The sequence below is a fragment of the Pseudomonas sp. CFBP 13711 genome (assembly GCF_014842265.1).
Taxonomy (GTDB): Bacteria; Pseudomonadota; Gammaproteobacteria; order Pseudomonadales; family Pseudomonadaceae; genus Aquipseudomonas.
The window spans coordinates 127,753-154,580 of the sequence record NZ_JACYVI010000004.1 but is presented as its reverse complement, the minus strand read 5'-3'; the positions used below and the strand labels follow the sequence as shown (position 1 = coordinate 154,580).

The 26,828-nt window shown below is 60.7% G+C and carries 27 protein-coding genes; 15 read left to right on the top strand and 12 right to left on the bottom strand.

Annotated elements, in window-relative coordinates; translation table 11 throughout:
• Window positions 1-107 precede the first annotated feature (107 nt).
• From IFT47_RS09860 to IFT47_RS09840, 5 genes are all read left to right on the top strand, one after another.
• Window positions 108-1,439: a TRZ/ATZ family hydrolase gene (locus IFT47_RS09860; protein WP_192172822.1), complete on the top strand. Its 1,332-nt coding sequence runs from the start codon at window positions 108-110 to the stop codon at window positions 1,437-1,439.
• Window positions 1,440-1,506: 67 nt separating this feature from the next.
• Complete coding sequence (gene ubiG / locus IFT47_RS09855; protein ID WP_192172823.1) at window positions 1,507-2,205, top strand: bifunctional 2-polyprenyl-6-hydroxyphenol methylase/3-demethylubiquinol 3-O-methyltransferase UbiG; 699 nt, start codon at window positions 1,507-1,509, stop codon at window positions 2,203-2,205.
• Between the two features lie 3 nt (window positions 2,206-2,208).
• Window positions 2,209-2,880 carry an N-acetylmuramic acid 6-phosphate phosphatase MupP gene (gene mupP / locus IFT47_RS09850; RefSeq protein ID WP_192172824.1) on the top strand — a complete coding sequence of 224 codons (672 nt, stop codon included), beginning with the start codon at window positions 2,209-2,211 and terminating at the stop codon, window positions 2,878-2,880.
• Window positions 2,881-2,938: 58 nt separating this feature from the next.
• Window positions 2,939-3,685, top strand: coding sequence for a YciK family oxidoreductase (locus IFT47_RS09845; protein ID WP_192172825.1), 747 nt, complete (start codon window positions 2,939-2,941; stop codon window positions 3,683-3,685).
• A gap of 286 nt (window positions 3,686-3,971) precedes the next feature.
• Window positions 3,972-4,898: a GGDEF domain-containing protein gene (locus IFT47_RS09840; RefSeq protein ID WP_192172826.1), complete on the top strand. Its 927-nt coding sequence runs from the start codon at window positions 3,972-3,974 to the stop codon at window positions 4,896-4,898.
• Between the two features lie 4 nt (window positions 4,899-4,902).
• Here IFT47_RS09840 and IFT47_RS09835 read toward each other — a convergent pair whose 3' ends face one another.
• From IFT47_RS09835 to trhO, 5 genes are all read right to left on the bottom strand, one after another.
• Window positions 4,903-5,700 carry an iron-containing redox enzyme family protein gene (locus IFT47_RS09835; protein WP_192172827.1) on the bottom strand — a complete coding sequence of 266 codons (798 nt, stop codon included), beginning with the start codon at window positions 5,698-5,700 and terminating at the stop codon, window positions 4,903-4,905.
• A gap of 35 nt (window positions 5,701-5,735) precedes the next feature.
• A complete protein-coding gene (locus IFT47_RS09830) occupies window positions 5,736-8,201 on the bottom strand; it encodes an EAL domain-containing protein (RefSeq protein WP_192172828.1) in 2,466 nt (821 codons plus the stop codon).
• Between the two features lie 264 nt (window positions 8,202-8,465).
• The gene (locus tag IFT47_RS09825) at window positions 8,466-10,352 is read right to left on the bottom strand and encodes an ABC transporter ATP-binding protein (RefSeq protein WP_192172829.1); all 1,887 of its coding nucleotides are present in this window, start codon (window positions 10,350-10,352) and stop codon (window positions 8,466-8,468) included.
• The gene (locus IFT47_RS09820; protein ID WP_192172951.1) at window positions 10,300-10,902 is read right to left on the bottom strand and encodes a DsbA family protein; all 603 of its coding nucleotides are present in this window, start codon (window positions 10,900-10,902) and stop codon (window positions 10,300-10,302) included. Before IFT47_RS09820 ends, IFT47_RS09825 begins: the two co-directional genes overlap by 53 nt.
• A 36-nt stretch (window positions 10,903-10,938) precedes the next feature.
• Complete coding sequence (trhO, locus tag IFT47_RS09815) at window positions 10,939-11,910, bottom strand: oxygen-dependent tRNA uridine(34) hydroxylase TrhO (protein ID WP_192172830.1); 972 nt, start codon at window positions 11,908-11,910, stop codon at window positions 10,939-10,941.
• A gap of 224 nt (window positions 11,911-12,134) precedes the next feature.
• Between trhO and IFT47_RS09810 the strand changes: the two genes are divergently transcribed.
• The 3 genes from IFT47_RS09810 to IFT47_RS09800 all read left to right on the top strand — a co-directional run bounded on the left by IFT47_RS09810 (window position 12,135) and on the right by IFT47_RS09800 (window position 14,265).
• Entirely contained in the window at window positions 12,135-12,761 is a 627-nt protein-coding gene (locus tag IFT47_RS09810) for an FMN-dependent NADH-azoreductase (protein ID WP_192172831.1), read from the top strand.
• A gap of 133 nt (window positions 12,762-12,894) precedes the next feature.
• The gene (locus IFT47_RS09805; protein WP_192172832.1) at window positions 12,895-13,596 is read left to right on the top strand and encodes a glutathione S-transferase family protein; all 702 of its coding nucleotides are present in this window, start codon (window positions 12,895-12,897) and stop codon (window positions 13,594-13,596) included.
• Window positions 13,597-13,701: 105 nt separating this feature from the next.
• Window positions 13,702-14,265 carry a TetR/AcrR family transcriptional regulator gene (locus tag IFT47_RS09800; protein WP_192172833.1) on the top strand — a complete coding sequence of 188 codons (564 nt, stop codon included), beginning with the start codon at window positions 13,702-13,704 and terminating at the stop codon, window positions 14,263-14,265.
• Window positions 14,266-14,315: 50 nt separating this feature from the next.
• On the opposite strand, the gene IFT47_RS09795 is transcribed toward IFT47_RS09800, so the two are convergent.
• A complete protein-coding gene (locus IFT47_RS09795; RefSeq protein WP_065992949.1) occupies window positions 14,316-14,612 on the bottom strand; it encodes a BolA family protein in 297 nt (98 codons plus the stop codon).
• Window positions 14,613-14,624: 12 nt separating this feature from the next.
• On the bottom strand, window positions 14,625-15,161 hold the full coding sequence (locus IFT47_RS09790; RefSeq protein WP_065992947.1) for a DUF2059 domain-containing protein: 537 nt from the start codon (window positions 15,159-15,161) through the stop codon (window positions 14,625-14,627).
• A 261-nt stretch (window positions 15,162-15,422) separates the two neighbouring features.
• Here IFT47_RS09790 and IFT47_RS09785 point away from each other — a divergent pair, with 261 nt between their 5' ends.
• The 3 genes from IFT47_RS09785 to IFT47_RS09775 all read left to right on the top strand — a co-directional run bounded on the left by IFT47_RS09785 (window position 15,423) and on the right by IFT47_RS09775 (window position 17,800).
• A complete protein-coding gene (locus IFT47_RS09785; RefSeq protein ID WP_192172834.1) occupies window positions 15,423-16,817 on the top strand; it encodes a class II fumarate hydratase in 1,395 nt (464 codons plus the stop codon).
• Window positions 16,810-17,424 (top strand): NAD(P)H-dependent oxidoreductase, encoded by a 615-nt coding sequence (locus tag IFT47_RS09780; RefSeq protein WP_122535668.1) that lies wholly within the window; start codon window positions 16,810-16,812, stop codon window positions 17,422-17,424. Before IFT47_RS09785 ends, IFT47_RS09780 begins: the two co-directional genes overlap by 8 nt.
• Window positions 17,425-17,578: 154 nt before the next feature.
• A complete protein-coding gene (locus IFT47_RS09775; protein ID WP_192172835.1) occupies window positions 17,579-17,800 on the top strand; it encodes a DUF6316 family protein in 222 nt (73 codons plus the stop codon).
• 12 nt (window positions 17,801-17,812) lie between these two features.
• Here the strand turns inward: IFT47_RS09775 and IFT47_RS09770 are convergent, their stop codons facing one another.
• Both IFT47_RS09770 and IFT47_RS09765 read right to left on the bottom strand, forming a co-directional pair.
• Window positions 17,813-18,403 (bottom strand): tRNA-uridine aminocarboxypropyltransferase, encoded by a 591-nt coding sequence (locus IFT47_RS09770; protein WP_192172836.1) that lies wholly within the window; start codon window positions 18,401-18,403, stop codon window positions 17,813-17,815.
• A 10-nt stretch (window positions 18,404-18,413) separates the two neighbouring features.
• On the bottom strand, window positions 18,414-19,307 hold the full coding sequence (locus IFT47_RS09765) for a LysR family transcriptional regulator (protein ID WP_192172837.1): 894 nt from the start codon (window positions 19,305-19,307) through the stop codon (window positions 18,414-18,416).
• Window positions 19,308-19,473: 166 nt separating this feature from the next.
• Between IFT47_RS09765 and speB the strand changes: the two genes are divergently transcribed.
• Together speB and IFT47_RS09755 are read left to right on the top strand one after the other, a co-directional pair.
• The gene (speB, locus tag IFT47_RS09760) at window positions 19,474-20,424 is read left to right on the top strand and encodes an agmatinase (protein ID WP_192172838.1); all 951 of its coding nucleotides are present in this window, start codon (window positions 19,474-19,476) and stop codon (window positions 20,422-20,424) included.
• Between the two features lie 352 nt (window positions 20,425-20,776).
• Window positions 20,777-21,067, top strand: coding sequence for a hypothetical protein (locus tag IFT47_RS09755; RefSeq protein ID WP_192172839.1), 291 nt, complete (start codon window positions 20,777-20,779; stop codon window positions 21,065-21,067).
• Window positions 21,068-21,192: 125 nt separating this feature from the next.
• Here IFT47_RS09755 and IFT47_RS27865 read toward each other — a convergent pair whose 3' ends face one another.
• The 3 genes from IFT47_RS27865 to rmuC form a co-directional block, all read right to left on the bottom strand.
• A complete protein-coding gene (locus IFT47_RS27865; RefSeq protein WP_122535674.1) occupies window positions 21,193-21,318 on the bottom strand; it encodes a PA1414 family protein in 126 nt (41 codons plus the stop codon).
• Between the two features lie 182 nt (window positions 21,319-21,500).
• The gene (locus tag IFT47_RS09750; RefSeq protein ID WP_192172840.1) at window positions 21,501-22,952 is read right to left on the bottom strand and encodes an NCS1 family nucleobase:cation symporter-1; all 1,452 of its coding nucleotides are present in this window, start codon (window positions 22,950-22,952) and stop codon (window positions 21,501-21,503) included.
• 362 nt (window positions 22,953-23,314) lie between these two features.
• On the bottom strand, window positions 23,315-24,679 hold the full coding sequence (gene rmuC / locus IFT47_RS09745) for a DNA recombination protein RmuC (protein ID WP_192172952.1): 1,365 nt from the start codon (window positions 24,677-24,679) through the stop codon (window positions 23,315-23,317).
• 1,078 nt (window positions 24,680-25,757) lie between these two features.
• Here rmuC and IFT47_RS09740 point away from each other — a divergent pair.
• On the top strand, window positions 25,758-25,982 hold the full coding sequence (locus IFT47_RS09740) for a hypothetical protein (protein WP_122535677.1): 225 nt from the start codon (window positions 25,758-25,760) through the stop codon (window positions 25,980-25,982).
• A gap of 291 nt (window positions 25,983-26,273) precedes the next feature.
• A complete protein-coding gene (locus IFT47_RS09735; RefSeq protein ID WP_192172841.1) occupies window positions 26,274-26,765 on the top strand; it encodes a hypothetical protein in 492 nt (163 codons plus the stop codon).
• The last annotated feature ends 63 nt before the right edge of the window (window positions 26,766-26,828 follow it).

The following is a 26,828-nucleotide window of genomic DNA, read 5'->3' as shown; positions in this document are numbered from 1 at the left end:
AAGCAAATCGCCAGCACCTTAAAAAGCCGCCGATTATAGCGAGCCGCCTGCGAAGACGCTCGGGTATACTTCGCCGTCCCCGTAATAAGCCATTGGATGCCCGCCCCATGCCCCATTCCGCTGCCCCGCTCGACCTGTTGTTGCTGCCGGACTGGCTGGTACCGGTCGAACCCGCCGGCGTTGTGTTGAAGCAGCACGGAATCGGCATCCGCGATGGCCTGATCGTTTACATCGGCCCCCGCGCCGAGGCCCTGCGCCAGCAGGCCATCGAAGTGCGCGAGTTGCCGGGCATGCTGCTCAGTCCCGGGCTGATTAACGCCCACGGCCATGCGGCCATGACGCTGTTCCGCGGCTTGGCGGACGATCTGCCGTTGATGACCTGGCTGCAGGACCATATCTGGCCAGCCGAGGCGAAATGGGTCGATGAGGATTTCGTCCGCGACGGCACCGATCTGGCCATTGCCGAGCAGTTGAAAGGCGGCATCACCTGCTTCTCCGACATGTATTTCTTTCCGAAGGTCGCCTGCGAGCGGGTGCACAACAGTGGCATTCGCGCACAGATCACCGTGCCGGTGCTGGACTTCCCGATACCCGGCGCGCGCAACAGCGATGAATCGCTGCACATCGGTATCGAGCTGTTCAACGACCTCGCCCACCACGATCGCATCAAGATCGCCATGGGGCCCCACGCGCCTTATACCGTCAGCGACGAGAACCTGGAGAAGATCCGGGTCATCGCCGATGAACTGGATGCAATGATCCAGATGCATGTTCACGAAACCGCTTTTGAAGTACACGAGGCCGTTCAGCAACGCCAGGAACGGCCTATCGCCCGGCTGCAGCGTCTGGGCCTGCTGGGCCCGCGTTTCCAGGCGGTGCACATGACCCAGATCAGCGATGACGACCTGGCGATGCTGGTCGAAAGCAACTCCAGCGTCATTCACTGCCCCGAATCGAACCTGAAACTGGCCAGCGGCTTCTGCCCGGTCGAGCGCCTGTGGCAGGCCGGGGTCAACGTCGCCATCGGCACCGACGGCGCGGCCAGCAACAACGACCTGGACCTGCTCGGCGAAACCCGCACCGCCGCGCTGCTGGCGAAGGCGGTGGCCGGCTCGGCCACTGCGCTGGACGCCCACCGTGCGCTGCGCATGGCCACGCTGAACGGCGCCCGCGCCCTGGGCATCGACGATCACACCGGCTCGCTGCAAATCGGCAAGGCCGCCGACATGGTCGCGTTCGACCTCTCGGGCCTGGCGCAACAGCCGGTCTACGACCCGGTGTCACAGCTTATTTATGCGACGGGTCGCGACTGCGTCACGCACGTCTGGGTCGCCGGCAAGCCATTGCTGCAGGACAAACGCCTTACCCGCATGGACGAAGAAGCGCTGACCCGAACCGCCAAAGCCTGGGGCAACCGCATCGCGGCAGACAAAGCCTGACCCATTGAGCACCGCCACGGTCAGATACCGTGGCCGGACAACGAATTCAAGTTTTAGAGGATCACACATGAGCAACGTCGACCACGCCGAAATCGCCAAATTCGAGGCCCTCGCCCATCGCTGGTGGGATCGCAACAGCGAGTTCAAGCCGCTTCACGACATCAATCCGTTGCGGGTGAACTGGATTGACGAGCGCGTGAATCTGGCTGGCAAGAAGGTGCTCGACGTCGGTTGCGGCGGCGGCATTCTGAGCGAGGCCATGGCCTTGCGCGGCGCCACCGTGACCGGCATCGACATGGGCGAGGCGCCGCTGGCCGTGGCGCGCCTGCATCAGCTCGAATCTGGCGTGAACGTGGAATACCGGCAGATCACCGCCGAAGCACTGGCCGACGAAATGCCCGAGCAGTTCGACGTCGTGACCTGCCTGGAAATGCTGGAGCACGTGCCGGACCCGTCGTCGGTGATTCGCGCCTGCTACAAGATGGTCAAGCCGGGCGGTCAGGTGTTTTTCTCCACCATCAACCGAAACCCGAAGGCGTACCTGTTCGCCATCATCGGCGCCGAATACATCATGAACCTGCTGCCGCGCGGCACCCATGACTTCAAGAAATTCATCCGCCCTTCCGAGCTGGGCGCGTGGAGCCGCGATGCCGGGCTGCAGGTCAAGGACATCATCGGCCTGACCTACAACCCGCTGACCAAGCACTACAAGCTGGCGTCCGACGTCGACGTCAATTACATGATCCAGACACTGAGAGGCGTCTGAGCCATGCGCTTGAGGGCAGTTCTCTTCGACATGGACGGCACGCTGCTCGACACCGCGCCGGACTTCATCGCGATCTGCCAGGCGATGCTGGCCGAACGCGGCTTCCCGCGTGTGGACGACAAACTGATTCGCGACGAAATCTCCGGCGGTGCCAGGGCGATGGTCTCGGCGGCGTTCGCCATGTCCCCCGAGGCGCCTGAATTCGAGGCGCTGCGACTGGAGTTTCTGGCGCGCTACCAGACCGATTGCGCCGTGCACAGCAAGCTGTTCGACGGCATGACCGAATTGCTCGCCGACATCGAAAAAGCCAAGCTGATCTGGGGCGTGGTGACCAACAAGCCGGTGCGTTTCGCTCAGCCGATCATGGAGCAGCTGGGCTTGTCGGAGCGTTCCGCGGTGCTGATCTGCCCGGACCATGTGACCAGGAGCAAACCCGACCCGGAGCCGCTGTTGCTGGCCTGCAAGATACTCGATCTGGACCCGGCCAGCGTGCTGTTCGTGGGCGATGACCTGCGTGACATCGAATCCGGCCGCGACGCCGGCACCAAGACCGCCGCCGTACGCTACGGCTACATCCATCCCAACGACAATCCCGATCACTGGGGCGCGGACGTGGTGGTGAATCACCCACTGGAGCTGCGCCGGGTGCTGGATGATGCGTTGTGCAGCTGCTGATCGCTCATCAGCGCAGCTCGGCATAGGCACAGCGCACTACATAGAGAGAGGAGCCCCCATGTTCAATTATTCCGCCCGCCCCGATCTGCTCAAGGACCGGGTGATTCTGGTCACCGGCGCCGGCCGTGGCATCGGTGCCGCCGCCGCAAGAACCTACGCCGCCCATGGCGCGACGGTCTTGCTGCTGGGCAGGACCGAAGCGAACCTGAGCGCGCTGTATGACAAGATCGAAGCGGCCGGTCATCCGCAGCCGGTGGTCATCCCGTTCGATCTCGAGACCGCCCTGCCCCATCAATACGACGAACTCGCCGCGATGATCGAAGCGGAGTTCGGCCGGCTTGATGGCGTGTTGCACAACGCCTCGATCATCGGCCCGCGCACGCCGATCGAGCAGCTCACCGGCGAGCAGTTCATGCAGGTGATGCACATCAACGTCAACGCCACCTTCATGCTGACAACCGCGTTGCTGCCGCTGCTCAAGCTCTCGGGTGACGCGTCCATCGCCTTCACTTCCAGCAGCGTCGGGCGTAAAGGCCGCGCGTATTGGGGCGCCTATGGTGTGTCCAAGTTCGCCACCGAAGGGCTGATGCAGACGCTGGCCGACGAGATTGATGGGCTTGGGTCGCTGCGCGCCAACAGCATCAATCCAGGCGCAACCCGCACCGACATGCGCGCCCAGGCGTACCCGGCGGAAGATCCGACCAACAACCCGACGCCGGACGAGATCATGCCGGTGTATCTGTACCTGATGGGCCCGGACAGCAAAGGCATCAACGGACAGGCACTGGATGCGCAGACCCGCTGACTTTGGGGCAAGTCGTCCGCTAACCACAAGGAGCGCTCCCGAACGCGCTCCCTCATCTGAATATCAGACAACGCCGGGCACCCTCCACTCGGCAGTTTCCTGCCGTCTTGTGTAGCAGAATGCCTTCAGGATCGATACGTTAGTCAAATCCAAGGCGCGGAAAGGTATCAAACCTGTCACAATCCGCCGCAACTTATTGATTGACAATACTTTTCACGCAGGCAGTCGAATTGGCACGAGTTTCGCTCTCTCCATTTCAAGCCCGTAGAGGCGAAGGAGCGGAACCATGAGTTTTCCAACCAACACCAATGCCATAGATTTCGACAGCGCCCGGCTGCAACGCCATGGTTTCGCGCCGCCCCACAGCCTCGTCCGGCCTGCCCTCGATTACGAACAGCTCAGGCGTCAGCTCGATCTGCAACTGCAGACCAGTCTCGAAGCGGACAAGATCCTGTCGATGCTTTTCCAGAGCGCTCAGCAACTCATCCCGCTGAATGCCCTCAGCTACAAACACCTGCCCACCGATCTGCGCCTGGAAGTTGGGGAGCGCGCCCGGCACAGCGCTATCTACCGCATGACCCACGAAGGCGAGCAGTTGGGCGAGCTGTCGTTCCAGCGCGACCACCGTTTCGCCGAGGATGAGCTTGAGCAACTCGAATCGTTGCTGTCCAGCCTGCTGTATCCCCTGCGCAACGCCCTGCTGTATCGCCACGCCAGCCTGAGTGCGCTGCGCGACCCGCTGACCGGCGCCGGTAACCGGATCGCGATGGAGCAGTCGCTGATTCGCGAGTTCGAGATCGCACGCCGCCAGCAGCAACCGCTGTCGGTGCTGATGCTCGACATTGACCACTTCAAGGGCATCAACGACACCCATGGCCATGCCACGGGCGATGAAGTGCTGCGGGCGGTGACCAACGCGGTCAAGGATCGCCTGCGCAATATCGATCAGGTGTTCAGATTTGGCGGTGAGGAATTTCTCATCGTGCTGACTAACACCAGCCGTGAGTCAGCCGCGCTGGTGGGCGAGCGCCTGCGCAGTGCGGCACTGCAACTCAGTTATCCGGTAACAGGACGGCCTCTGGATCTGACCGTCAGCCTCGGTTGCTCGACGCTGCTGCCGGGAGAATCGTCCGACAGCATGTTGCGCCGTGCCGACACGGCCCTGTACGCCGCCAAGCGCAAGGGCCGCAACCGCCTGGAAATGGCGGGCTGACCGATCAGGCGCGGGCGGGGATCCGGTGTTCACGGACCGAGCCGGTACCTTCCTGAGATCGTTCCAGCGTCATGCACCGTTCAAGGAACAGAAACATGTACTCGTAGCTCTTGCAGACCGCCATTCGCAGGTCGCTCTGCAATTGCTCGCTGGGGTTGTTGCCGGCCAGGGTGCAGATGATTTCCAGCGCTTCCCAAGGGTGGGAATCGTCGTACTGCGCATGCATCTTCAGCCACTTCATTGCCCGCTTTCGTGTGTCCGGCGGGAACATGTCCGCGTAGGTGTCCTGGGAACAGACGACCGCCGACCATTCACCGGTGGCACCTTCGATGGCGTAGTTGGTCGCCGCGATGGCGACTACCAGTGAATCCGACGAACAACTGTGCCAGCACCAGTGATTCAGTGCGTGGAGTTCCGAGGGCACCAACTGCGCCTGCAAGTCTTCCAGCGTCACCCCGTGGGCAGCGCTCCAGTTGACCCAGTAGTCGGCGTGGTTGAGTTCTACCCGAATGTTGCGCATCAACCATCGTCGCGCCATGTCTTCACCCGGGTGTCGGGCGAATCGGGTTTTGGTCAGGTTATGCGCCATATAGACCGCGAACTGTTCGACGACCGGCCATCCCCCAATCAGGTACTGGCGCATGGTCTTAGAACTGAGCCGCCCGTCACGCATGCGTTGATAAAGTTCATGCCCTACCACCTTGGCCTTGGCGTCACTGCAATCGTCAATCAATTGCTGTGCCCAAGCGGGGTAACTGCTGGCATCCATCAGCGGACCGGTTCTAATGAACATATCGATCACTGTGTAGCTCCTTATGTAAGTTGCGTAGGATGTGTTCAGCGAAAAGTCCCGGGAGCGCTGAACAACAGTGGGGTCTGCCTCGCGGGCCGTGCGTGCAGACATTCACAGGTGAATAATTGCGGTCGCTCGATAACGTACCCCTGAGCGTAGTCCACACCGATTTCCAATAACGCCTGCTCTATCTGGGGGCTTTCGACGAACTCGGCGATCGTCTGTTTGCCCATTACGTGCCCGATATGGTTGATCACTTCCACCATCGCCCGGTTGACCGGATCGTCGAGCATGTCTTTTACGAAACTGCCATCAATCTTCAGGAAGTCCACAGGCAAGTGCTTCAGGTAAGCGAATGACGACATGCCTGCACAGAAGTCATCCAGAGAGAAACGGCATCCCAGACTTTTAAGTTCATTGATGAACCGAATGGCGCTGCCCAAATTGGCGATCGCACTGGTTTCGGTGATTTCAAAACAGATAAGTTCAGGAGGGATTGCGTAGATCTGGAACTGCTGTCGCAAATAATCAAGAAAGGCGTCGTCGCCAATGCTGGTCCCGGACAGGTTGATCGCACACACGGCCATCGGCCCTTTGCCGTGTCCGGACTTGAGACAGTCGGCGATGATCATGAAAACGTGCTGCACGACCCAGCGGTCCAGGGTGGTCATCATGCCGTAGCGCTCGGCGGCGGGGATGAAACTGTCCGGCAGGATCATGCGCCCGGACTCGTCGCGCAGCCGCAGCAGAATCTCGATATGGCCAGGGCCTTGCACGGCGTTGCGGCCCAGTGCTGCAATTTCCTGGGAGTACAGACAGAAGCGGTTGTCTTCGAGGGCCATGTGCAGGCGCTGAATCCAGGCCATTTCGCCAAAGCGGGTGGACAGATCAGAGTCGTCGTCGTGGTAGACCTGAACCCGGTTGCGGCCCTTTTCCTTGGCCATGTAGCAGGCCATGTCGGCGGCGCGCAGCGAGGTCTCCAGCGTGGTCGGGACATCGTCGATGTGCACCAGACCGATGCTGACGGTGGTGACAAACGGCCGGCCTTTCCAGACAAAGTGCAGGCTTTCCACGGTTTGCCGCAGGCTTTCGGCCACGCGCTCGGCGGCCTCCGGCGCACAGTGTTCGAGAAGGATGCCGAACTCGTCGCCCCCAAGGCGCGCCAGCGTATCGCCTTCGCGCACGCCCTGCTGCAGCAGCGTGCAAATGTGCCGCAGCAGCTCATCACCCGCGGCATGGCCGCTGGTATCGTTGACCAGCTTGAACTGATCGAGGTCAAGGAACATCAATGCATGCTGCGCCGGCTGCTCGGCCAGGCCGTTGAGGGCCAGCTCGAGGCGGTATTCGAACTCGCGGCGATTGGTCAGTCCGGTCAGCGCATCGTGGGTCGCCTGCCAGGACAGATTAGCGATGTACTGACGCTCTTGGGTCATGTCGTGCAACACCAGAACGGCGCCACTGACCTTGCCTTCGGTGCGGATCGGCGAGCCGACCAACGCGACCGAAACGGTACTGCCGTCCAGGCGCTGAATCAGTCGTGAGCTTTCACTGCCGCCGCCCAGATTGCCACTGAGCATGCGCTCGATCAGGGTCGAGGTGTCTTTCTGATCGTTCTCGTCGAGCAGGCTGAACAGCGCGGCCAGCGGCAGACCGGCCGCCTGCTCGTTCTTCCAGTGGGTCATGAGCTCTGCGGCGGGGTTCATGTAGACGATGGAGCCGTCGACATCGGTGGTGATGACGCCGTCACCGATGGACTCCAGGGTGATCTGCGCGCGCTCTTTTTCCGCCTGCAGCGCGATCGCAAAGGCGTGGCGCTGCTCCAGCAGTTTATGGGTGCGCAGCAGCGCAAGGATGATCAGGCACAGCGCCGTGGCGAGGTTGACCACCAGCAGAATCCGCAGGATGACCCGCGAGCCCTCCCCCAGTGCGTCGCTGAAAGCCATGGCCGCCGGCGTGACACCTTCGTTGATGGCGCTGATGCGCTGGCGCCAGCCCAGGACTTCACTGTTGGTGACGTTGCCTTCCTGAATCCGTGCGTGCATTTCACGGGCGACTTCATCGAGCTGCACGAGATAGTTGTCACCGACCTTCCACAGGTCGATGGCCTTTTCCAGGTAGCTGAAGTGCTGGAAGTTCAGATAGAGCCAGATGATGCTCTGCGCATCGTCGGGATGGTTACCCCCCTGCAGAATCCCGGCCTTGGCGCGCACGATGTCGGGCACCGGCTGATCCATCGCCAGGCGCAAATCATGCCCGCCCTGGGGAATGGCGATCGCCTGCTGGTATTTCAGGTAGTTGATGTCGTCGCGGCTGTTGGCGTAGAGATTCAGATAATAAATGGCGTCTTTCTGGCCCTTCGACCACAGGCTCTCACCGCCGATGTAGCTGCGGACCGCGGACATCATGTACAAGCTGACGCAGCCGAGCAGTGCCTGTAACAGCACAACAGCGATAAACGGCCAGACGATGCCCAGAAGACGAGGCTTCCCGAGGATCCGCTTTTGCTTCATGGTGTCCCTTTGATCAGCACTGCCAGATTCTCAGTCCCCCCACGCCAGGCAACCTTCCTGGAGCCTGAGGGACTTCGCTAATTCCACGACGCAGCAGACAATCTCTCACATCTTTTACAAGACGTAACCAGCCAATTGGGTGCGAAGACGTAAATATGACGCTTTTCACATTTTCGGTAAGCGCCTGGGCAAGCATAGCCCAAGAATTGACGTGCTCCAGTGGCGATACGCTATTGCGTCCTGCCCGTAGCTCGCCCGGCTGTATCACACCTGTTGCAGGTGTCCATAGAGCCTAGCGTAGAGCCCGCCGTCTGCAATCAATTGCTGATGATCCCCGTCTTCGGCGATGCGCCCGCCATCGAACACCAACACGCGATCGGCCTGTTTCACCGCTGACAGCCGGTGGGCGATGATCAGCGTCGTGCGGCCGCTGAGGAAACGGTTCAGGGCCTGGTGAAGGTTGTACTCGGTGGCGGCATCCAGCGCAGAAGTGGCCTCGTCGAGAATCACCACCTTGGGGTCAGCCAGCACCATGCGGGCGATGGCCAGCCTCTGGCGCTGCCCGCCGGAGAGGCGAACCCCCGAACGCCCGACCACGCTGTCCAGCCCCAGGGGCAGCGCGCGGATCGTCGAATCCATCTGAGCGATTTCAAGCGCTTGCCAGCAGGCGTTGTCATCCTGCTCGCGGCCCATAAGAAGGTTGTCGCGGACGGTGTCGTTGAACAGCGCCGGGTGCTGCAACACCACCGCGACGTTCTCGCGGACGGTGTCCAGGCCGATCTCCTGCAAGCTTGAACCTCCGAAACGAATGACCCCGGATCGGGCGGTGTACAGGCCAAGCAGCAACTGAACGAGCGTGCTTTTGCCGCCGCCGCTGGCCCCCACGATCGCGACTTTTTCGCCGGGATTGATCGACAGGTCCAGCTGATCGAGGACCAGCTCGTCGTTGTAGCCAAAGCTCAAACCGCGCACGTCGATGCTCACCGTCTGCCGCCCCACGAACGGATTGGTCTTTCCCGGGTACTGAGGCTCGTCTGCGCGAGCCAGCAGCTCATTGATGCGGGTCAGGGCGCCGCCGGCCGCGTAATAGGCGTACTGCAGATTCAGCAGTTGTTCGACCGGTCCGATCATGAACCACAGGTAGCTGAACACTGCGAGCATGTGGCCGATGGACAGGTCGGAGAACAGCACCGTGAGCATGGCGGCAGCGCGGAAGATGTCGATGCCGAATTGAAACAGCAAGCCGCTGGCCCGGCCCGACGCATCGCTTTTCCACTGGGATGACACCGCGTAATCGCGCACTTCCCGGGCGCGCAGGCCGAGCAAACCGAGGAAATAGCCCTGACGGTTGCTGGCGCGGATCTCCTGAATGGCGTCGAGGGTCTCGGTGAGCGCCTGGGTGAAGCGCGAGGTGCTGTCGTTTTCCAGTTTTTTGAGGTGTTTGACGCGCTTGCCGAGCTTCACCGTGGCGAACACCACCAGCGGATTGAACAGCAGGATCAGCAGCGCCAGTTGCCAGTGCATCCACATCAGGATCGCAGCGGTGCCTGTGAGGGTGAGCATCGCCACGAGAAACTTGCTCAGCGTCTCGCCGACGAACTTGTCCACGGTGTCCAGATCCGTCACCAGATGCGCGGTGACGGTGCCGCTGCCCAGGCTTTCGTATTCGCTCAGCGAGATACGCTTGAGCCGTTCGATCAGGCGCGTGCGGATGCGGTAGACGATGTCCTTGGCCAGCCCGGCGAACAATCGCGCCTGAATCACGTTGAAGACCAGCGCGCCCAGTCGCAGGCACAGTGTCGCTACCAGCATCAGCCCGATATAGCCGACAGGCTTGTGCAGGCTGCCGGGCAGGAACTGATTCATGAAGATCAGCGCCGAATTGCCTTTGCCCAGCAGCACTTCATCGACCAACAAGGGCAGCAGCAGCGGGATCGGCACTGAGCAGAGGACCGCCAGGACAGCGACACCATTGGCCACCCACAGCGCCTTTTTGTGCTGCAGGACGAGGCGGCGGATCTGCGCCCAGTTCAGGCGATCACCGGCCGGACGCTCATGTGCCGATGCGGCGCTACTGCGATGTTCCAGGTCGGAGACGTCAGGCACTGGCGTTGCGCTCCAGCCAGCGACCCAGCAAGGGCCCGAGGACATCGAGGGGTTGATAGCCGTTGGTCAGCAGCGCCAGTTGGCCATTGCGCTCAGCGAGCAGCGTCGGGAAACCCGCGATGCCCAAGTCCTGAACCCAGGAGAAATCCGACGCGGTCGCGGTGTGCTGTTCGACGCTGTCGAAGGCTTCGGCGAACTCGATGCGCGGCAGGCCGGCTTTTTCCGCCAGCTCGGCCAGCACCGAGCCGTGGGTGACGTCGCGGCCGTGCAGGTAGAAGGCCTGCTGGATTTCTTTGACCAGCCGCCAGGCGACATCCGGCGCCAGGCTGCGCGCCGCAACGATGGCACGGCAGGCCGGCGCGGTGTCGTAGACGAAACCGTCGGGCAAGGCGCCGTCGAAACGGAATGCCTGCCCCGTGGCGTCGTGCACCGCTTGCCAGTGTTCGAGAATGTAGCGTTTGGTCGTCGGTTCCAGGGCCGCGCCACTGCCGGTGCGCAATCCGCCCACCACCAGATGCAACGGCACCCCCGCCGCTGCCGCCTGCTCGACCAATGCTTCGGCCACCGGAGAAAACCCCCAGCACCACGAACACATCGGGTCCATCACATACAGCAGGCGGGTGGACATGGCTCAGGCCTCGTTGTTGTGGGTTTCAGTCGCCTGGCCGTCAAGCGCACGGTAATTGCGACCGATCGGGTGCGGCTGATTGCGCGCCTTCGCCAGTTCGATCTGCTTTTGCCGGTCGATGGCGCTGCGACGGGTTTTCTCGCTCAGCGAATCCCAGCAATGCGGGCAGCTGACGCCCGGCGAATAATGTCCGCTGGCACGGTCCTCTGCGCTGATCGGCGTGCGGCAGGCATGGCATTGATCGTAGTCGCCTTCGGTCAGGTCGTGGCGGACGGTGACGCGATTGTCGAACACGAAGCAGTCGCCCTGCCAGCGGGTTTCTTCCTGGGGCACTTCTTCCAGGTATTTGAGAATGCCGCCCTTGAGGTGATAGACCTCTTCGAACCCTTCACCGAGCATGTAGCTGGAGGCCTTCTCACAGCGAATGCCGCCGGTGCAGAACATCGCGACCTTCTTGTGCCTGGCCGGATCGAAATTCGCCTTGATGTAATCGGGAAATTCACGGAATGAAGTGGTCTTGGGGTCAATCGCGCCTTCGAAGGTGCCGATCGACACCTCGTAATCGTTGCGCGTGTCGATGAGCAGCACTTCAGGGTCGGCGATCAGCGCGTTCCAGTCCTTGGGATCGACATAGGTGCCGACCGCCTTGTTCGGGTCAACGCCCGGGACGCCGAGGGTCACGATCTCTTTCTTGAGTTTGACCTTGGTGCGGTAGAACGGCTGCTCGTCGCAGTACGATTCCTTGTGGTCGATGTCGACCATGCGCGGGTCTTTCTTCAGCCAGGCCATCAAGCCGTCGATGCCCTCGCGACTGCCGGACACCGTGCCGTTGATGCCTTCTTCGGCGATCAGCAAGGTGCCTTTGATGCCGTTGTCGACCATCGCCTGCAGCAGTGGCTCGCGCAGTGCGACGTAATCGGAAAGGGTGACGAATTTGTACAGCGCCGCGACGACGATGGGTGCGGGTTGGGTCATGTGGCGTCTCCAGGTGGTGACCCTCGCAAAGGGCCTACCGGGTGAATGATTCAGATGAACGCGTGCCGACCGGGCAACGCGGCGCGGATTCTATCAAGAATCGAACGTGGGCAGGCAGGAGGGTTGATCAATCGCCTCATCACCCCGTCTACCTGCCGGGAACATCGGCCTGCGCGTCACGGACTAAATGACATCGCTTGCCCACCCCCACAGGAACAAATCCCATGCATATTCTTCACCTCGCCAGTTCTCCCCGCGGCGATCGCTCTGCCTCTCTCAAACTCGCTGCGCGCTACCTCGAAACCCTGACCTCGCTGCACGCCGACGCCACGGTGGATGTCCTGGACGTCTGGACGACCGATCTGCTGCCCTTCGACGGTGCCGCACTGGAGGCCAAGTACGCCGATTTGCAAGGCGTGCAGATGAACGCCGAGCAACAGGCGGTGTGGGAACAGATCCACACACTGGGCGAGCGCTTCCATCGCGCCGACGTCATCGTTTTCAGCGTGCCGATGTGGAATTTCGGTATTCCTTACCGCCTCAAACATCTGATCGACGCCGTGTCGCAGCGGGGCGTGCTGTTCGATTTCGACGCTCAGGGCATGCGCGGTCTGCTCAAAGGCAAGAAAGTGGTGGTGTTTGCTACCCGTGGGGTAGCGCTTGGGGAGGACTTCCCCACGGAGGACTACGATCATCAGGTCGCTTACCTGAAAACCTGGGCGCGCATGGTGGGTGTACCGGCCATCGATGCAGTGATCTCGGAAGCCACCCTCGCGGATGCGACGACGGCGGAGAAGAATTTCAACGCGGCGCTGGCGCAGGCCTCGAAGCTGGCTGCCGACCTGACATGAACGCCCGTCAAATCAGGGGTGCATTCGTACCTAACGAATGTTAGGTAGCCTATTGACCGAGGCGGTATTCAAGCCTAAGGTTGGCCTACCTAACAACCGTTAGGTGATTAATCTTCCCCCACAGGACAGCGCCATGACGACCAGACTGCAGCTATTCACCTCTCCTTCGGCGTACCCCAATCCCCAGCGACTGCGCTTGTTCATGCACGAAAAGGGCATCGCCGATCAGTTCGATGAAACCATCTATGACATGGCGCCCGGTGGCGAGCAGCGCGGCTGGCGTCACCTGAATATGAACCCGTGGGGAGAAACCCCTACGCTGCAGTTGGCGGATGGCAGCTTTATTTCCGAAACACCGGCCATTGCCCGTTTTCTCGACCAGTCTTATCCCGGCCGCAAGATCATGGGCGAAACCGCGCTGGAGCAGGGCCTGGACAACATGTGGGATAACCGCATCTGGGTGCATATCCTTTATCGGATCGTCACGGCCTTTCACGTCTTGCACACCGGGCTGGGTTTCAAGCTGGAGTTGACGAAGAATGAGGCATGGGGTGAGCACTGCCGCAAAGAGGCGCTGATGCATGCTGCTTTGGTGAATCGTCATCTGGCCGACGGTCGCGAATGGCTGCTGGGCGGGGCCGAACCGACGTTTGCCGATATCACGCTGGCCACCGCCATTGCCTTCTCCAAGTTCCCGGTAAACGCGACCCCGCTGGACGAGCGCTTCGAGCATCTGGACAGCTACTGGCAGCGCTGGCAGAAACGTCCGGCTTTCCAGGCCGCCTACGCCGATCGCAGCAGTGGCATACCGGAGCTGGATTCGCCTTCCGCGTGATCCGACTGGATGGGCACGTCATGATCTGAGAGGACGGGAGCTGGAGCTTTTGCTTTAAGATGGCCGGCTCCACTGCAACTCGTCCGACCCATGAAAGGCACGACAATGAGCATCAACGCCCGCGAGGCCATACTCCTGGCTGCCCGAAACATTGCCCAGTCACAGGGTTACAATGGCCTGAATTTTCGCGACCTGGCCCATGAAGTTGGCATCAAGGCAGCCAGTATCTACTACCACTTCCCAAGCAAGGCCGATCTGGGCATTGCTGTCGCTAAACGATACTGGCAGGACGGTGCGGCTGCATTGGAAACGCTCAGCGAGCAGACGCCGGATCCGGTGGAGGCATTGCGCCGATTCCCCGAAATTTTTCGTCGCTCGCTGGAGGCCGACAACCGGCTGTGCCTGGGAAGTTTTGTAGGGGCTGAAGCCGATAATCTTCCCCCCGCAATGGTCAAGGAGATGCAGGCTTTCGCTCAGGTGAACGTTGAATGGCTGAGCCGACTGCTCGTCTCGGCGAAATACTGCGAGGAAGCCAACAGCGACATCCGCGCGCGCGCCATTTTCTCGGCCGTCGCGGGTGCACAACTGATCGCGAGAAGCACATCAGACATTTCGGTTTTCGACACGCTGATTGAAGCCTACCGTGCCTATGGTCCCCTGCCGGCGTAACAGTCGCTTGCCGCCCGAAGAAGGTGAACACCTTCTTCGGGCGGCGCGCGTCAGTCGTGCCCACCCGCACAGGTCGGGGAAGACGGCGCGGCGCCGAGCTTCGCCCATTCTTCCGGGGTGTAGGTGTGCAGCGCCAGCGCGTGGAACTCACCCATCAGGCCACCGAGCAGGCCATAGACCTTCTGGTGACGCTTGACCGCGTTGAGGCCGGCGAACTGCTCGCTGACCACCACCGCTTTGTAGTGAGTGTCCGTGCCGCGACTGTGCATGTGGCTTTCATTGAGCACCTGGAGGTACTCGGGCTGAAAGACCGTCAACGCGGATTCGATTCGCTGTTGCATGCTCATGTCAGGCTTCGCTTATGGCTTCTTGGCAGGAGCAGCCGGTGCAGCAGGCTTGGCGCCAGCCGGGGTCAGTTCCTTGGTCATGTCGGCGAGCAGCTTGTTGACCACAGGCACCGCGCTTTCCAGTTTGCTCTGGGTCAGCTGGAACGACTGCTGGCTGATCTGCGGCATCTTGGCCTGGACTTTCTGGCCCAGTGGAGACTGGTAGAAGGCAACCAGATCTTTCAGCTCGCTTTCGGTGAAGTTGGAGGTGTACAGCTTGACCATGTCAGGCTGCAGCTTTGGCCAGCTGATCACCTGATCCAGCGCGGCATTGGCCTTGCCCTGATAGGTTTCGAGGGTGGCTTGCTTGGACGCAGGTGCTTTGGTTTCAGCGAAGCGCTGAGCGAACATCTGCTGGACTTGCATGTAAACCGGCGCACCCAGTTGATCGGCGTGAGCCAGTTTGAGGAACGCTACAGCACTGGCTTCATGGCTGGCGGTATCGGCAAGAACCTGGCCGCTGGCACATACCAGAGCAACCGCAGCACAAATGGCACGAAGACGGGTCATCGAGTTTCCTTATCTAGCAGGCGAGGCAGAACCCCAAGGCCGGCCATTCTGCGCCCCTTTGCGCATTTCCCTCAACCCCTGACCCTACGAGCGGTTATCCCGCGGACCTGACGCACTCGCGCGCACGAAGGTTTAGGGCGACCAGTCCGGGGCTTTTGTCGCACACTGTCCGCACCTGTTCCGACCGCACAGCAGCCACGGGGAACCCCACCGGCTCCCCGGTTACTAAACTGCGCAAATCGATCTTAAGGAGAGAGTCCAGTGAGCCGTACCGAAACCGACAGCATAGGTCCGATCGAAGTCCCCGAAGACGCTTACTGGGGGGCGCAGACGCAGCGCTCTCTGATCAATTTCGCCATCGGCCAGGAACGCATGCCGTTGCCGGTATTGCACGCGCTGGCGCTGATCAAAAAAGCCGCCGCCCGGGTCAACAACCGCAACGGCGACCTGCCCACCGACATCGCCAACCTGATCGAGCAGTCCGCCGACGAAGTGCTGCAGGGCCAGCTCGACGACCAGTTTCCTCTGGTGGCCTGGCAGACCGGCAGCGGCACGCAAAGCAACATGAACGTCAACGAAGTCATTGCCGGCCGTGCCAACGAACTGGCGGGTGGCGTTCGCGGCGGCAAATCGCCGGTTCACCCCAACGATCACGTCAACCGCTCGCAAAGCTCCAACGACTGCTTCCCCACCGCCATGCACATCGCGGCCGTGCAAGCAGTTAAAGAGCAACTGCTGCCGGCCATCGCCGAACTGTCCACCGGCCTCGCCGAGCAGTCTTCGCGGCACATGAAGCTGGTGAAAACCGGCCGCACGCACATGATGGACGCCACACCGATCACCTTCGGCCAGGAGCTCTCGGCTTACGTCGCTCAGTTGGACTACGCCGAAAAAAGCATTCGCGCCGCGTTGCCGGCCGTGTGCGAGCTGGCCCAGGGCGGCACCGCCGTCGGCACTGGCCTGAACTCGCCCCATGGATTCGCCGAAGCGGTGGCCGCCGAACTGGCTGCGCTGTCCGGCCTGCCCTTCGTCACCGCGCCGAACAAGTTTGCCGCGCTGGCCGGGCATGAGCCGCTGACCGCGCTGTCCGGTGCGCTGAAAACCCTCGCCGTGACCCTGATGAAGATCGCCAACGACCTGCGCCTGCTGGGTTCCGGCCCCCGCGCGGGCCTGGCTGAAGTAAAGCTGCCAGCCAACGAGCCAGGCAGCTCGATCATGCCGGGCAAGGTCAACCCGACCCAGTGCGAAGCGCTGTCGATGCTGGCGTGTCAGGTCATGGGCAACGACACCACGATCACCTTCGCCGCCAGTCAGGGCCACCTGCAACTGAACGTGTTCAAGCCGGTGATCATCCACAACCTGCTGCAATCGATCCGTTTGTTGGGCGATGGCTGCCGCAACTTCAACGAGCACTGCATCGCAGGCATGGAACCGGATGCCGCCAAGATGGCCGAGCATCTGGAACGCGGCCTGATGCTGGTGACCGCGCTGAACCCTCACATCGGCTACGACAAATCGGCGCAGATCGCCAAGAAAGCCTACAGCGAAGGCCTGACCCTGCGTGAAGCGGCGCTGCAACTGGGTTTCCTCACCGACGCCGAGTTCGACGCCTGGGTGCGCCCGGAAAAGATGCTCGAGGCCGGCAGCAATGGCTGAACCCATCAGCGGCGCCACGCCACTGGAAGGCTACGGCAAACGCATTCTGATGATCATCGGCACGCCGAAAAGCATCAGCCTCGGCCACGCGCTGGGCGAGGCTTATGCCCAGGGCGCGCGGAGCAAAGGTCATGTGGTGCGGGTGCTCAAACTTGACGAGATGGATTTCGACCCGGTGCTGCGCGGTGGCTACGAATCCGCCCAGACACTGGAACACGATCTGCTTGAAGCCCAGCGCGAGGTGCACTGGGCCCAGCATCTGGTGTTCGTTTATCCGGTCTGGTGGGGCGGTTTGCCGAGCCTGCTCGGTGGATTCTTCGACCGGGTGTTCATGCCCGGTTTTGCCTTCAAGGCCCATGGCAGGCATCACCCCTCCAATGAGCTGCTGAAGGGCCGAACCGCAGAATTACTGGTGACAATGGACACGCCGTCGCGTTATTTTCGCTGGGTCTTCAAGGCCCCTGCCCACCGGCAGATGGTCAGGACGATCCTTGAGTTCTGTGGGATCAAGACCACACGGCTGACGGAGTTCTCGCCGGTACGCACCTCTACCGAAGAGCAGCGTCAACAGTGGATTCGCGACGCCGAGGCGCTGGGCAAACGCTGAAACCCGAGGCCCGCACCGGCAGGCAGGTTGCGCGGGCTCGCACGTTGATGGAACCGTTAAGAACGCTACTATTCAAATGCTCTGACTTACCCTGTGGCGACACTTGTCGCCCACCCAGATCACTCGCGTACCGACCTAATGCCCGGAGAAGGCCATGTTAAGCAAGCGTGAACAAGATCCAGCTCCCACCGTACGTTTTCGCAGCGACCGCGTATCCCGCGTCAATGGCCTGTATTTCTTCAGCACCCGGGAAAACACCCTTGAGGGTCCATTCATGAGCAAGGAAGACGCTGCCCGGGAAACCGAGGTCTATGTCCGGCGCATGCAGGCCGCCAGCGCGTATCAGCCAGGTATGCCCTCCTCGCTCAACGGCTGACTCATCCCGCCTTTACGAATGATTGCGGCGAAAAGTCTCCTCGCCCATCGCTGCGATCTGTCCGTCGATCAGTGCATCGAAGGGACGCAACAAGCCATCGAATGACGTCTCCGGCTCCAGCGTGTGCAGCGCATGGACGATGGCCTCGAGTGTCGACAACGCCTCGGGGCCCGGTGCCTTGCGCAATCGGTAGCGTGACGCTGGCGCGTTGGTTAGCACCACTCTGGGCAGCGCCGCCAGCAGCGGATTAAGGTGCAGCAGCTTGCGCGCCTTGCGCCAGGTGCCATCGGGTACGACGAGCAGCACGGGTGCATCGTCGACCCGGTTAGCCTTCAGCGAAACAGCCTGCTCCCCCGGAAACAGCAAACACGCTTGGTAACCGCGCTGGCTCAGCCACTGCGGCAGATCCTCGAACACCTCCCCCACCTGCAATTGCGCATTCGTCAGGCCTAGTGCTGCCAGGCGCGCCGTGTTGAGCGCGTGATTGACTTCGCTGGGGTGCTGCAGGATCAACACGCGCGTGCGGCTGCCCAACGCAGGAATCAGCGCACACAGGCAGTGATCGGTCGGACGCAGGCAGCGTTCGCAGCGGGCACGGGACATTGTCGGTTTCCTACAGTGGATTGAGCTGTGCTTTCAGCAGATCGCGAAAGGTCTGGATCAAAGGCTCACGGCTGCGTCCGCGACGCAGGATCATCGAAAACGGTGCCTGATAGCCAAAGGTCGCCGGCAGCAACACGCGCAGGTGCCCGGAATCGACCCACGATTGAGCGTAGTGCTCGGGCAAGTAACCGATGTAGGCGCCGGACAAAACCAGAATCAGCTGCGCTTCCATACTCTCGACGGTCGCGGCGCTGTGCTTGAAGCCGTGTCGGGCGAGCTCGGCCTGACTCCAGTAGCCGCGTCCGACCATCCGCTGTTGAGTGATGACCGGTTCCGGTATGCGCCGTTCGGTATACAGCGTGTGGCGATTGCTGCAGTACAGCCAATGCTGCTCGCGGTACAGCGGCTGATAAAGCAGGCCGTTCATGCGCGTGGAAAACGAGCCGATCGCCAGGTCCAGCCGGTTGTCGAGCACGCCCAGCTGCAGTTCATAGGGGCTCATCACGGCCAGGTGCAAATGCACGGCTGGATGCTCCGCACTGTAGGCGCCGATGACTTCCGCAAATGGCAAGGCGCGGTCACTGACCGTCGAGTCCAGCACCCCCAGGTTCAGCGTGCCGCGTAGCTCGCCCTTGAGCGCCGCAGCATAGAGTTCGAAGCCTTCCAGCTCGCCGAGCAGGCGCAGGGTTTCCTGATGAAACAGCTCGCCCTTGCTGGTCAGGCTGAACCCGCCGCGCCCGCGATGACAGAGCACGATGCCCAACGCCGCTTCGAGCTGACTCATGTAGGTGCTGATCGCCGACGTCGACAGGTTAAGTTCTTGCTGGGCACTGGCAAAGCCCTGATGGCGCACCACGCAAGCGAAGATGCGCAGCAATTTGAGGTCGGGAAGCGCGCTGGCCATGGTCGTTCCAGGGTGGGTTTTGCGCGCAGCTTACCCGATACTTCAGGAATATCTGAACTAAGTATTTCGCCTGGCCGATTGTTCGCAGCGGGCGCGGTAAACAAAATCGGGGCCATGCTGGAAGCCCGCTTCCGCCCCTTTTGATTACCACCGATGAGGCATTCCCGTGGACAAGATTTTCCATCAACCACTGGGCGGCAACGAAATGCCGCGCTTCGCCGGCATCGCCACCATGATGCGCTTGCCGCACCTGCAAACCGCGGCCGGGCTGGACGCGGCCTTCGTTGGCGTGCCGCTGGACATCGGCACGTCTCTGCGCGCCGGCACCCGTTTCGGCCCGAGGGAAATCCGCGCCGAATCGGTCATGATTCGCCCCTACAACATGGCCACCGGCGCCGCCCCTTTTGATTCGCTGTCAGTGGCGGACATCGGCGACGTGGCGATCAACACCTTCAACCTGCTGGATGCGGTGCGCATCATCGAAGAGGCCTACGACGGTTTTCTCGAGCACGACATCATCCCGCTGACCCTCGGCGGCGATCACACCATCACGTTGCCGATCCTGCGCGCCATGAAGAAGAAGCACGGCAAGGTCGGGCTGGTGCACATCGACGCCCATGCGGACGTCAACGATCACATGTTTGGCGAGAAGATCGCCCACGGCACAACGTTCCGCCGGGCGGTAGAGGAAGGTCTGCTGGACTGCGATCGCGTGGTTCAGATCGGTTTGCGCGCTCAGGGTTATACCGCTGAAGACTTCAACTGGAGTCGCAAGCAGGGGTTCAGGGTGGTCCAGGCCGAGGAATGCTGGCACAAGTCGCTGGCGCCGCTGATGGCCGAGGTGCGCGAGAAGGTGGGCGGCGGTCCGGTGTACCTCAGTTTCGACATCGACGGCATCGACCCGGCCTGGGCACCGGGCACTGGCACACCGGAAATTGGCGGGCTGACCACAATTCAGGCAATCGAGATCATTCGTGGGTGCCAGGGGCTGGACCTGATTGGCTGTGACCTTGTTGAGGTCTCGCCGCCCTATGACACCACCGGCAACACCTCGCTACTGGGCGCGAACCTGCTGTATGAAATGCTCTGCGTGCTGCCGGGTGTGGCGCACCGCTGACAGCGGGCGTGCATGCTTCGCTGTTTAGTGGGACCGGCTTCATCCGGGAAAGGCCCGTCCGAGTGCCCTCAATTTTCGCGGCGTGACGACTGAGGCTTTCCCGGCTAAAGCCGGTCCCTCAATGAGTGCCCTGCATCGGGCGCGCCGCTCCTCCATTGCGCGCCGATACAAAAAATCTCCCCACACCTGTCATTCCCCTTCCGCGAACTTGGGCTAGCCTTAATGCGAGACCGTCGGCGTTGTGCAACGCAGCGCGGGTTTTTCAGGGTGGTTGCTTTTGGGGATTCCTGCCACAACCCTCTGTATTTTGATGCTGGGGTGATTACCACTTAAATCAAAGCAGAGGCCTGCCATGAAGCGGAGCGAAGTCAGACAGCATGTGATCGACACGATCGGAAAGATCCTGGTCGACAAGACCCTCATTCAGGAAGAAGACGACGTGATGCTAAGTGCGCTTGAGCTGGATGAAGAAGACTTCAAAGAGTTCTTCTCGATTCTGCAAAGCGACTTTGGCATCGTCCTGCCCAACCAAATCAAAGCCGATATTGCAGGGATGTCAGCACATTCAGCCAATGACCAACTGACTCTGCAGGGCCTTGTCGAGCTGATTGTTGACGAGAAAAAACGCCGAACTCATCACTGAGCCGCAAATGGGATCGATGTAGAAAAGATAGGGAGGCGAGCTAGGCGTTTGACCGAACGGTCGGAGGAAACGGAGCGGGCTATCGGGCGATAGCGCCGCTTTTCAGCGCGTCTGGCGAAGAGCGCTTAGCGCCGTGGACGACGACGCTCATCATCATTGCTGCGCACGGGAATGGGTTGCAGCTTTGGCTTTTCGATCAACCCGAGCGCGACGCCTACATCGTGAAGCCATTCTTGCAATTTGCTGTTCATATAACGCCCCCTTCAGGGAAATACTCGGCAGCCAATGTCCGAACTGCTTAGAGCAGATCATAGTGCTAAGGCGCACTTTACGCCTGCTACCGAGTGTCGCGGCAGGAATTTTTTGCCCTACATGACGTTATGACACTGCTAATCGCCCATTCGAAGACTTCACGCGACAAACGGCAAGGCGGTCAACCGGCGCCCACAGCCGTGAAAGCCGCACATTCATGGGCCTGGCGGCGTCTGGCGAACAGATAGAACAGCCCGCCGCCAAGGAAACATCCTGTAAACCATGCGAAGTTGGCCATCGGCTGCAACGCCGGGACGAAGGTGATCGCAATGCCCGCCACCGTTGCCAGGATCAATGCCTTGACCGCCGTGTAGTTCACACCGCCGGTGTACCAATAGCGCCCGGTCGGCCCATCGTTGAACAGCGCATCGACGTCGATCTGCTGCTTCTTTATGACGTAATAGTCCACCAGCAGGATGCCGAACAACGGCCCGATGAACGCCGCCAGCACGTCCAGCGTGTAATGGATGACGGCGGGGTTGTTGAACAGGTTCCAGGGCGTAATGAAGACCGACGCCACTGCCGCGATCATCCCGCCTGCACGCCAGCTGATCTTGCTGGGGGCGACGTTGGCGAAGTCGAAGGCCGGTGACACGAAGTTGGCGACGATGTTGATGCCGATTGTGGCGGTCACGAAGGCAAACGCTCCGAGCAGTACTGCAACGTCGTTGTCGATGCGGGCCACGGTGGCGATCGGGTCATGGAGCATCTCGCCGAACACCGGCAGCGTTCCCGAAACAATGACGACGGTGACCAGCGAGAACGCCAGAAAGTTGATCGGCAGGCCCCAGAAATTGCCGCGACGCACCTCAGACATGCTCCGGCAGTAGCGACTGAAATCGCCAAAATTGAGCGTAGGACCCGAGAAGTAGGACACCACCAGGGCCGTGGCCATGATCACTTGGGAGAACGCTTCCCAGCCGGTCAGGGATTTCTCGGAGAGGGTGAAGCTGATGTTGGCCCAGCCCGCTTTCCAGACAATCCAGCCCGCCAGAATGAACATCACGGCATAGACCACGGGCCCGGCCCAATCGATGAACCGGCGGATCGAATCCATGCCGGTCCAGAACACCGCAGCCTGTACCACCCAAAGCACCAGGAAGCCCATCCACCCGAGGTAGGACAAGCCGGCAAAGTGCGGTTCTGCGTAGACCGATATGTGTGGGAAAAAGCGCAGCACTACAATGATCAGCGCGCTTGAAGCCAGGTACGTCTGCACTCCGTACCACGCCACGGCGATCAGGCCACGAATCACCGCCGGAATATTCGCACCGAACACACCGAAGGCCAGACGGCAGATTACCGGATACGGCACGGCCGCCTGCTGACTCGGCCTGGCCAGCAGGTTCGCAATCACCTGAATGATGCAGATGCCCACTAGCAGCGCGATCAGCACCTGCCAGCTCGCCAGCCCGAGGGCGAACAGACTGGCAGCGAAGACGTAGCCGCCCACGCTGTGCACATCACTCATCCAGAACGCAAAAATGTTGTACCAGGTCCACTTCTGCGGCACGGGACCCAGGTCCTCGTTGTACAGGCGGGGGCTGTAGCCCTTGGGCAATGGCTCGGTCATCGCATTTCTCCCTTAAAGGACGAACCGGCTCCCGACATCACACGTGCGCACACTGCGTACGGGAGCGAGTGTGGGTTGTATACGAAGCGAGAGGCAGAATGCGTGCCATTGCGGACCAAAACCGCTGGCAAGGCGCCAAAACAGCGGGTTTCCAGCAACCGAAGACACCGAAATTTTAGATTTCAAAACGGGGGATTGCAGACGCCGCGCCTGCCCGCAGTGCACCGTGACCAATGTCGGTGCGTTTTCATGGGGCAGGAGACGGGCAAAGGGAGAGGCAAAATGTGTATACGATCACCGCGAGCTTTGTTCCAACTTATCAGCCCGCGTGCTGCCGCATCCTCGTAAGAAACAGTCCCGATTCACTCGGGCAACTGCGCCAGTCCATCCGGGTCAGTCATCGCCCGCTCCAGCAGATCCGCCGGCAGACTCTTGCTGGCCCGCGCGCCGAGCAGCTTGAGCTGTTCGCTGCGGCTGACCAGATTGCCGCGCCCCTCGACGAGCTTGTTACGCGCGGCGCCGTAAGCTTTGTCCAGCTGCTGAAGACGGTTGCCGACTTCGTCCAGGTCTTGGATGAACAGTACGAATTTGTCGTAGAGCCACCCTGCCCGCTCGGCGATCTCCCGGGCATTCTGGCTCTGCCGCTCCTGCTTCCACAGACTGTCGATGACCCGCAGCGTCGCCAGCAGCGTGGTCGGGCTGACGATCACGATGTTGCGATCGAAGGCCTCCTGGAACATGTTGGGCTCGGCCTGCAACGCCGCAGAGAACGCCGCTTCGATCGGCACGAACAGCAAAACGAAATCGAGACTGTGCAGCCCTTCAAGGCGTTTGTAGTCTTTGCCGGACAAGCCTTTGACGTGATTGCGCAGGGACAGCACGTGCTGCTTCAGCGCCGCCTGGGAAATCACCTCATCGTCGGCCGACACGTACTGCTGATAGGCCGTCAGACTGACCTTGGCGTCGACAACGACCTGCTTGTCGCCAGGCAGCATGATCAACACGTCAGGCTGGAAGCGCTCGCCGTCGGGCCCCTTCAGGCTGACCTGGGTCTGGTACTCGCGGCCCTTTTCAAGACCGGCATGTTCGAGCACCCGCTCCAGAATCAGTTCGCCCCAGTTGCCTTGGGTCTTCTGGCCCTTCAACGCACGGGTCAAGTTGTTCGCTTCGTCGCTCAGGCGCAGGTTGAGCTGCTGCAAGCGCTCCAGCTCCTTGCTCAGAGAGAAACGTTCGCGGGCTTCGTTCTGGTAACTTTCTTCGACGCGCTTTTCAAACGACTGGATGCGTTCCTTGAGCGGATTGAGCAACTGCCCCAGCTGCTGCTGACTGGTCTCGGCGAAGCGCTGTTCGCGCTCATCGAAGATCTTGCCGGCCAGTTCTGCGAACTGCGCACGCAGCTCGTCGCGGGAGCCCTGCAGATCGGTGAGGCGCTGCTGGTGACTGTCCTGTTGTTCGCGCAGCTCGGCGCCAAGGGATGCGCACTGGGCGTCGAGTCGGCGCAGCTCGGCCTCTCTGGCGGTCCGTTCGCGGCCCCAGTCTTCCTGGGCCTCGCGCGCGCCTTCATGCTGCTGGCGCAGCAGCTCCACTTCCCGGCGCAGTGCTGCGAGGTCCGCCTGCTTCACCGCATTAGCCTGGGCGAGATCGCTGATCTCGTCGCGGCTGGCATCCAGCTGAGCATTGAGCCCATCCTGCGCCATCTGAGCGTTACTCAAACGCTCGTCGAGCAACGCGGCGTCCGCCTCCCGTTGCGCCAGACGCCGCTGCAACTGCCACGCCAGCCCCAGCAAAGGCACCGCCGCCACCGCCAATCCCAGCAACAGGCTGGTTAACTCAAATACCATAAAATCCAGACTCCGACATTCAGGCAGACAGCATTATGCGCAGAAGCGAGCTCGACGTCCGATCCGGATAAATCAGTGCCAGGCCAAGACAAAAATACGAGCGAATGCTTCAGAAGCAGCGTGGTAGAGCCAGCGCTTGGGACAATCCACAGAACCTGTGGATAACTCAGTGGACAACACCCCTTAAGCTCTCGCAAACGCACGTAGAATGGGGCCTGCGTTCAAACTGACGATTTTTTCACCAGCGTAAAAAAACGATGGTTTTCATTGACTTAATAATTCGTTGCATTAAATCAAGCGGTTAGCGGACGACGTGACAGTGACATGACAGATACCTTTCGCAATGTGCACAAGTAAATTTCGTCTGCACCTAAGCCGGTTTCCATAGTCATGGCATTCGCTCAAAATTCGCGGAAATAAGGCACGGGGCCACCCTTCCCGCTCCATATGCTGTAGTCTTTTTGCCCCGCGTTATGCCGCTTAGCTAACCTATTGCAAGTCAGCGCTTGCGTTGTTCCTGTAACTCCATTAGCATCGCCGTCGTTAGTACCAAGCTGAAAGTCAATTCTGATCGAACAAATCCCCAAATCCAGCTTCGCCAACTGAGCGACCGGATTGAAAACAGGGATCGATCACCTCGATGGTTTCCAGACATGAACTCACGCGACCTGCCGTCGAAACGGAGGGGTGTGAAGATCATTCATGCTCTTATCAACCAGCCTGCAAATTGATCAGGATCTTCACCTCGAGCATCGAACCTTAGCTCGCGTTGTGTTGCCTGCCCTCCTAAGTACCTACCAGTCAGCCCCGCGCCACATTTAAATGCGCTCAACTGGCTGCTTTTTGTTCCAGACAGGTTCTGCGCCCTGCCACTGACTCGCATTCGAGCATCGGTCCGCGTTTACTGGAACGTTTTTATTTTGCACGCCTCTTATTGCGTGTCGATTCAGGAAACACCCATAACATGACTACTCATATCCAGACTCAAAACGCTATTCGTACACTGACCAACGCTTTTGCCCCGATGAACTGCCTGATCATGGCAACCCGCAAAGGCTGCTTCAGCTTCACCATCGTCAACGAGCACGGCATCGCCCGCCACAGCGAGCGCTTGTACCCGGATCAATACTCCACCGATGCTCCGCTGCAGGCTGTCATCGACCGTACGCGTCAGGCCCTGGTTGCTTGATACCGTTGCCTGATACCGTCCGTCGGTAAATATCGCTGCATCGACAAGGCCTCACCCGATAACGGTGGGGCTTTTTTGTATCTGTTTTACTTACAGAAAAAGCGACAGATGCAGTAATGAATACCAGTCACGCCGTACATGCCGACCGGGAAGTAACCGTAAAACAGGCCTTTACACCGTAAATATCACACTACACTTCAAGTCAGCGGCGCAGGTCGCTGCCGGTGGGCCCACTCCATCACTGCTGCCAAGCGCCAGGGCCCGCCGACTCATCAACTCCCCGAGGGTGTTATGGGAATCGCCGCCAGTGAACTGTGTCGCTACGTCATCCGCCCGACGCTTCTCTATCTCGGCCGAGCCAATCAGGCCGCCGAATCCTTGCTGCTGGGGGTCGCCGCCAGCCAGTCCGCGCTAGGCGCCGAGCTGGATAACCCGCGCGGCCATGGGCTATACAGCATTGCGGACACTCAGCACCGCCAGCTCTGGGACGAATACCTCGCCCGCGATCCGGACCTTGCCAGCCTCGTTCGGGGGCTGGCGAGCCAGCACGCGTTCCTCACTGGCCCCGATCTGGAACTGACGGTCAACCTGCGTTATTCGACCGCCATCGCGTGGTTGATGGTCGAGGCGAGCCATATTTCGCTGCCTGATGCAGATGATTCGTTGGCCATGGCGCAAATGTGGCGCGAGATATTTCAGCCCGGCGGCCAACTGCAGGATTTCACCTCGGCCTGGCAAACATGGGTCAGCCCCTTGTTTCAGCCCTCGCCGGCCATTTCGTGACCGATTGGTATTGACTGAAAAAGCCGCGAACTTTCAGGATTGTCCTACAAGAACCGCTCTAAA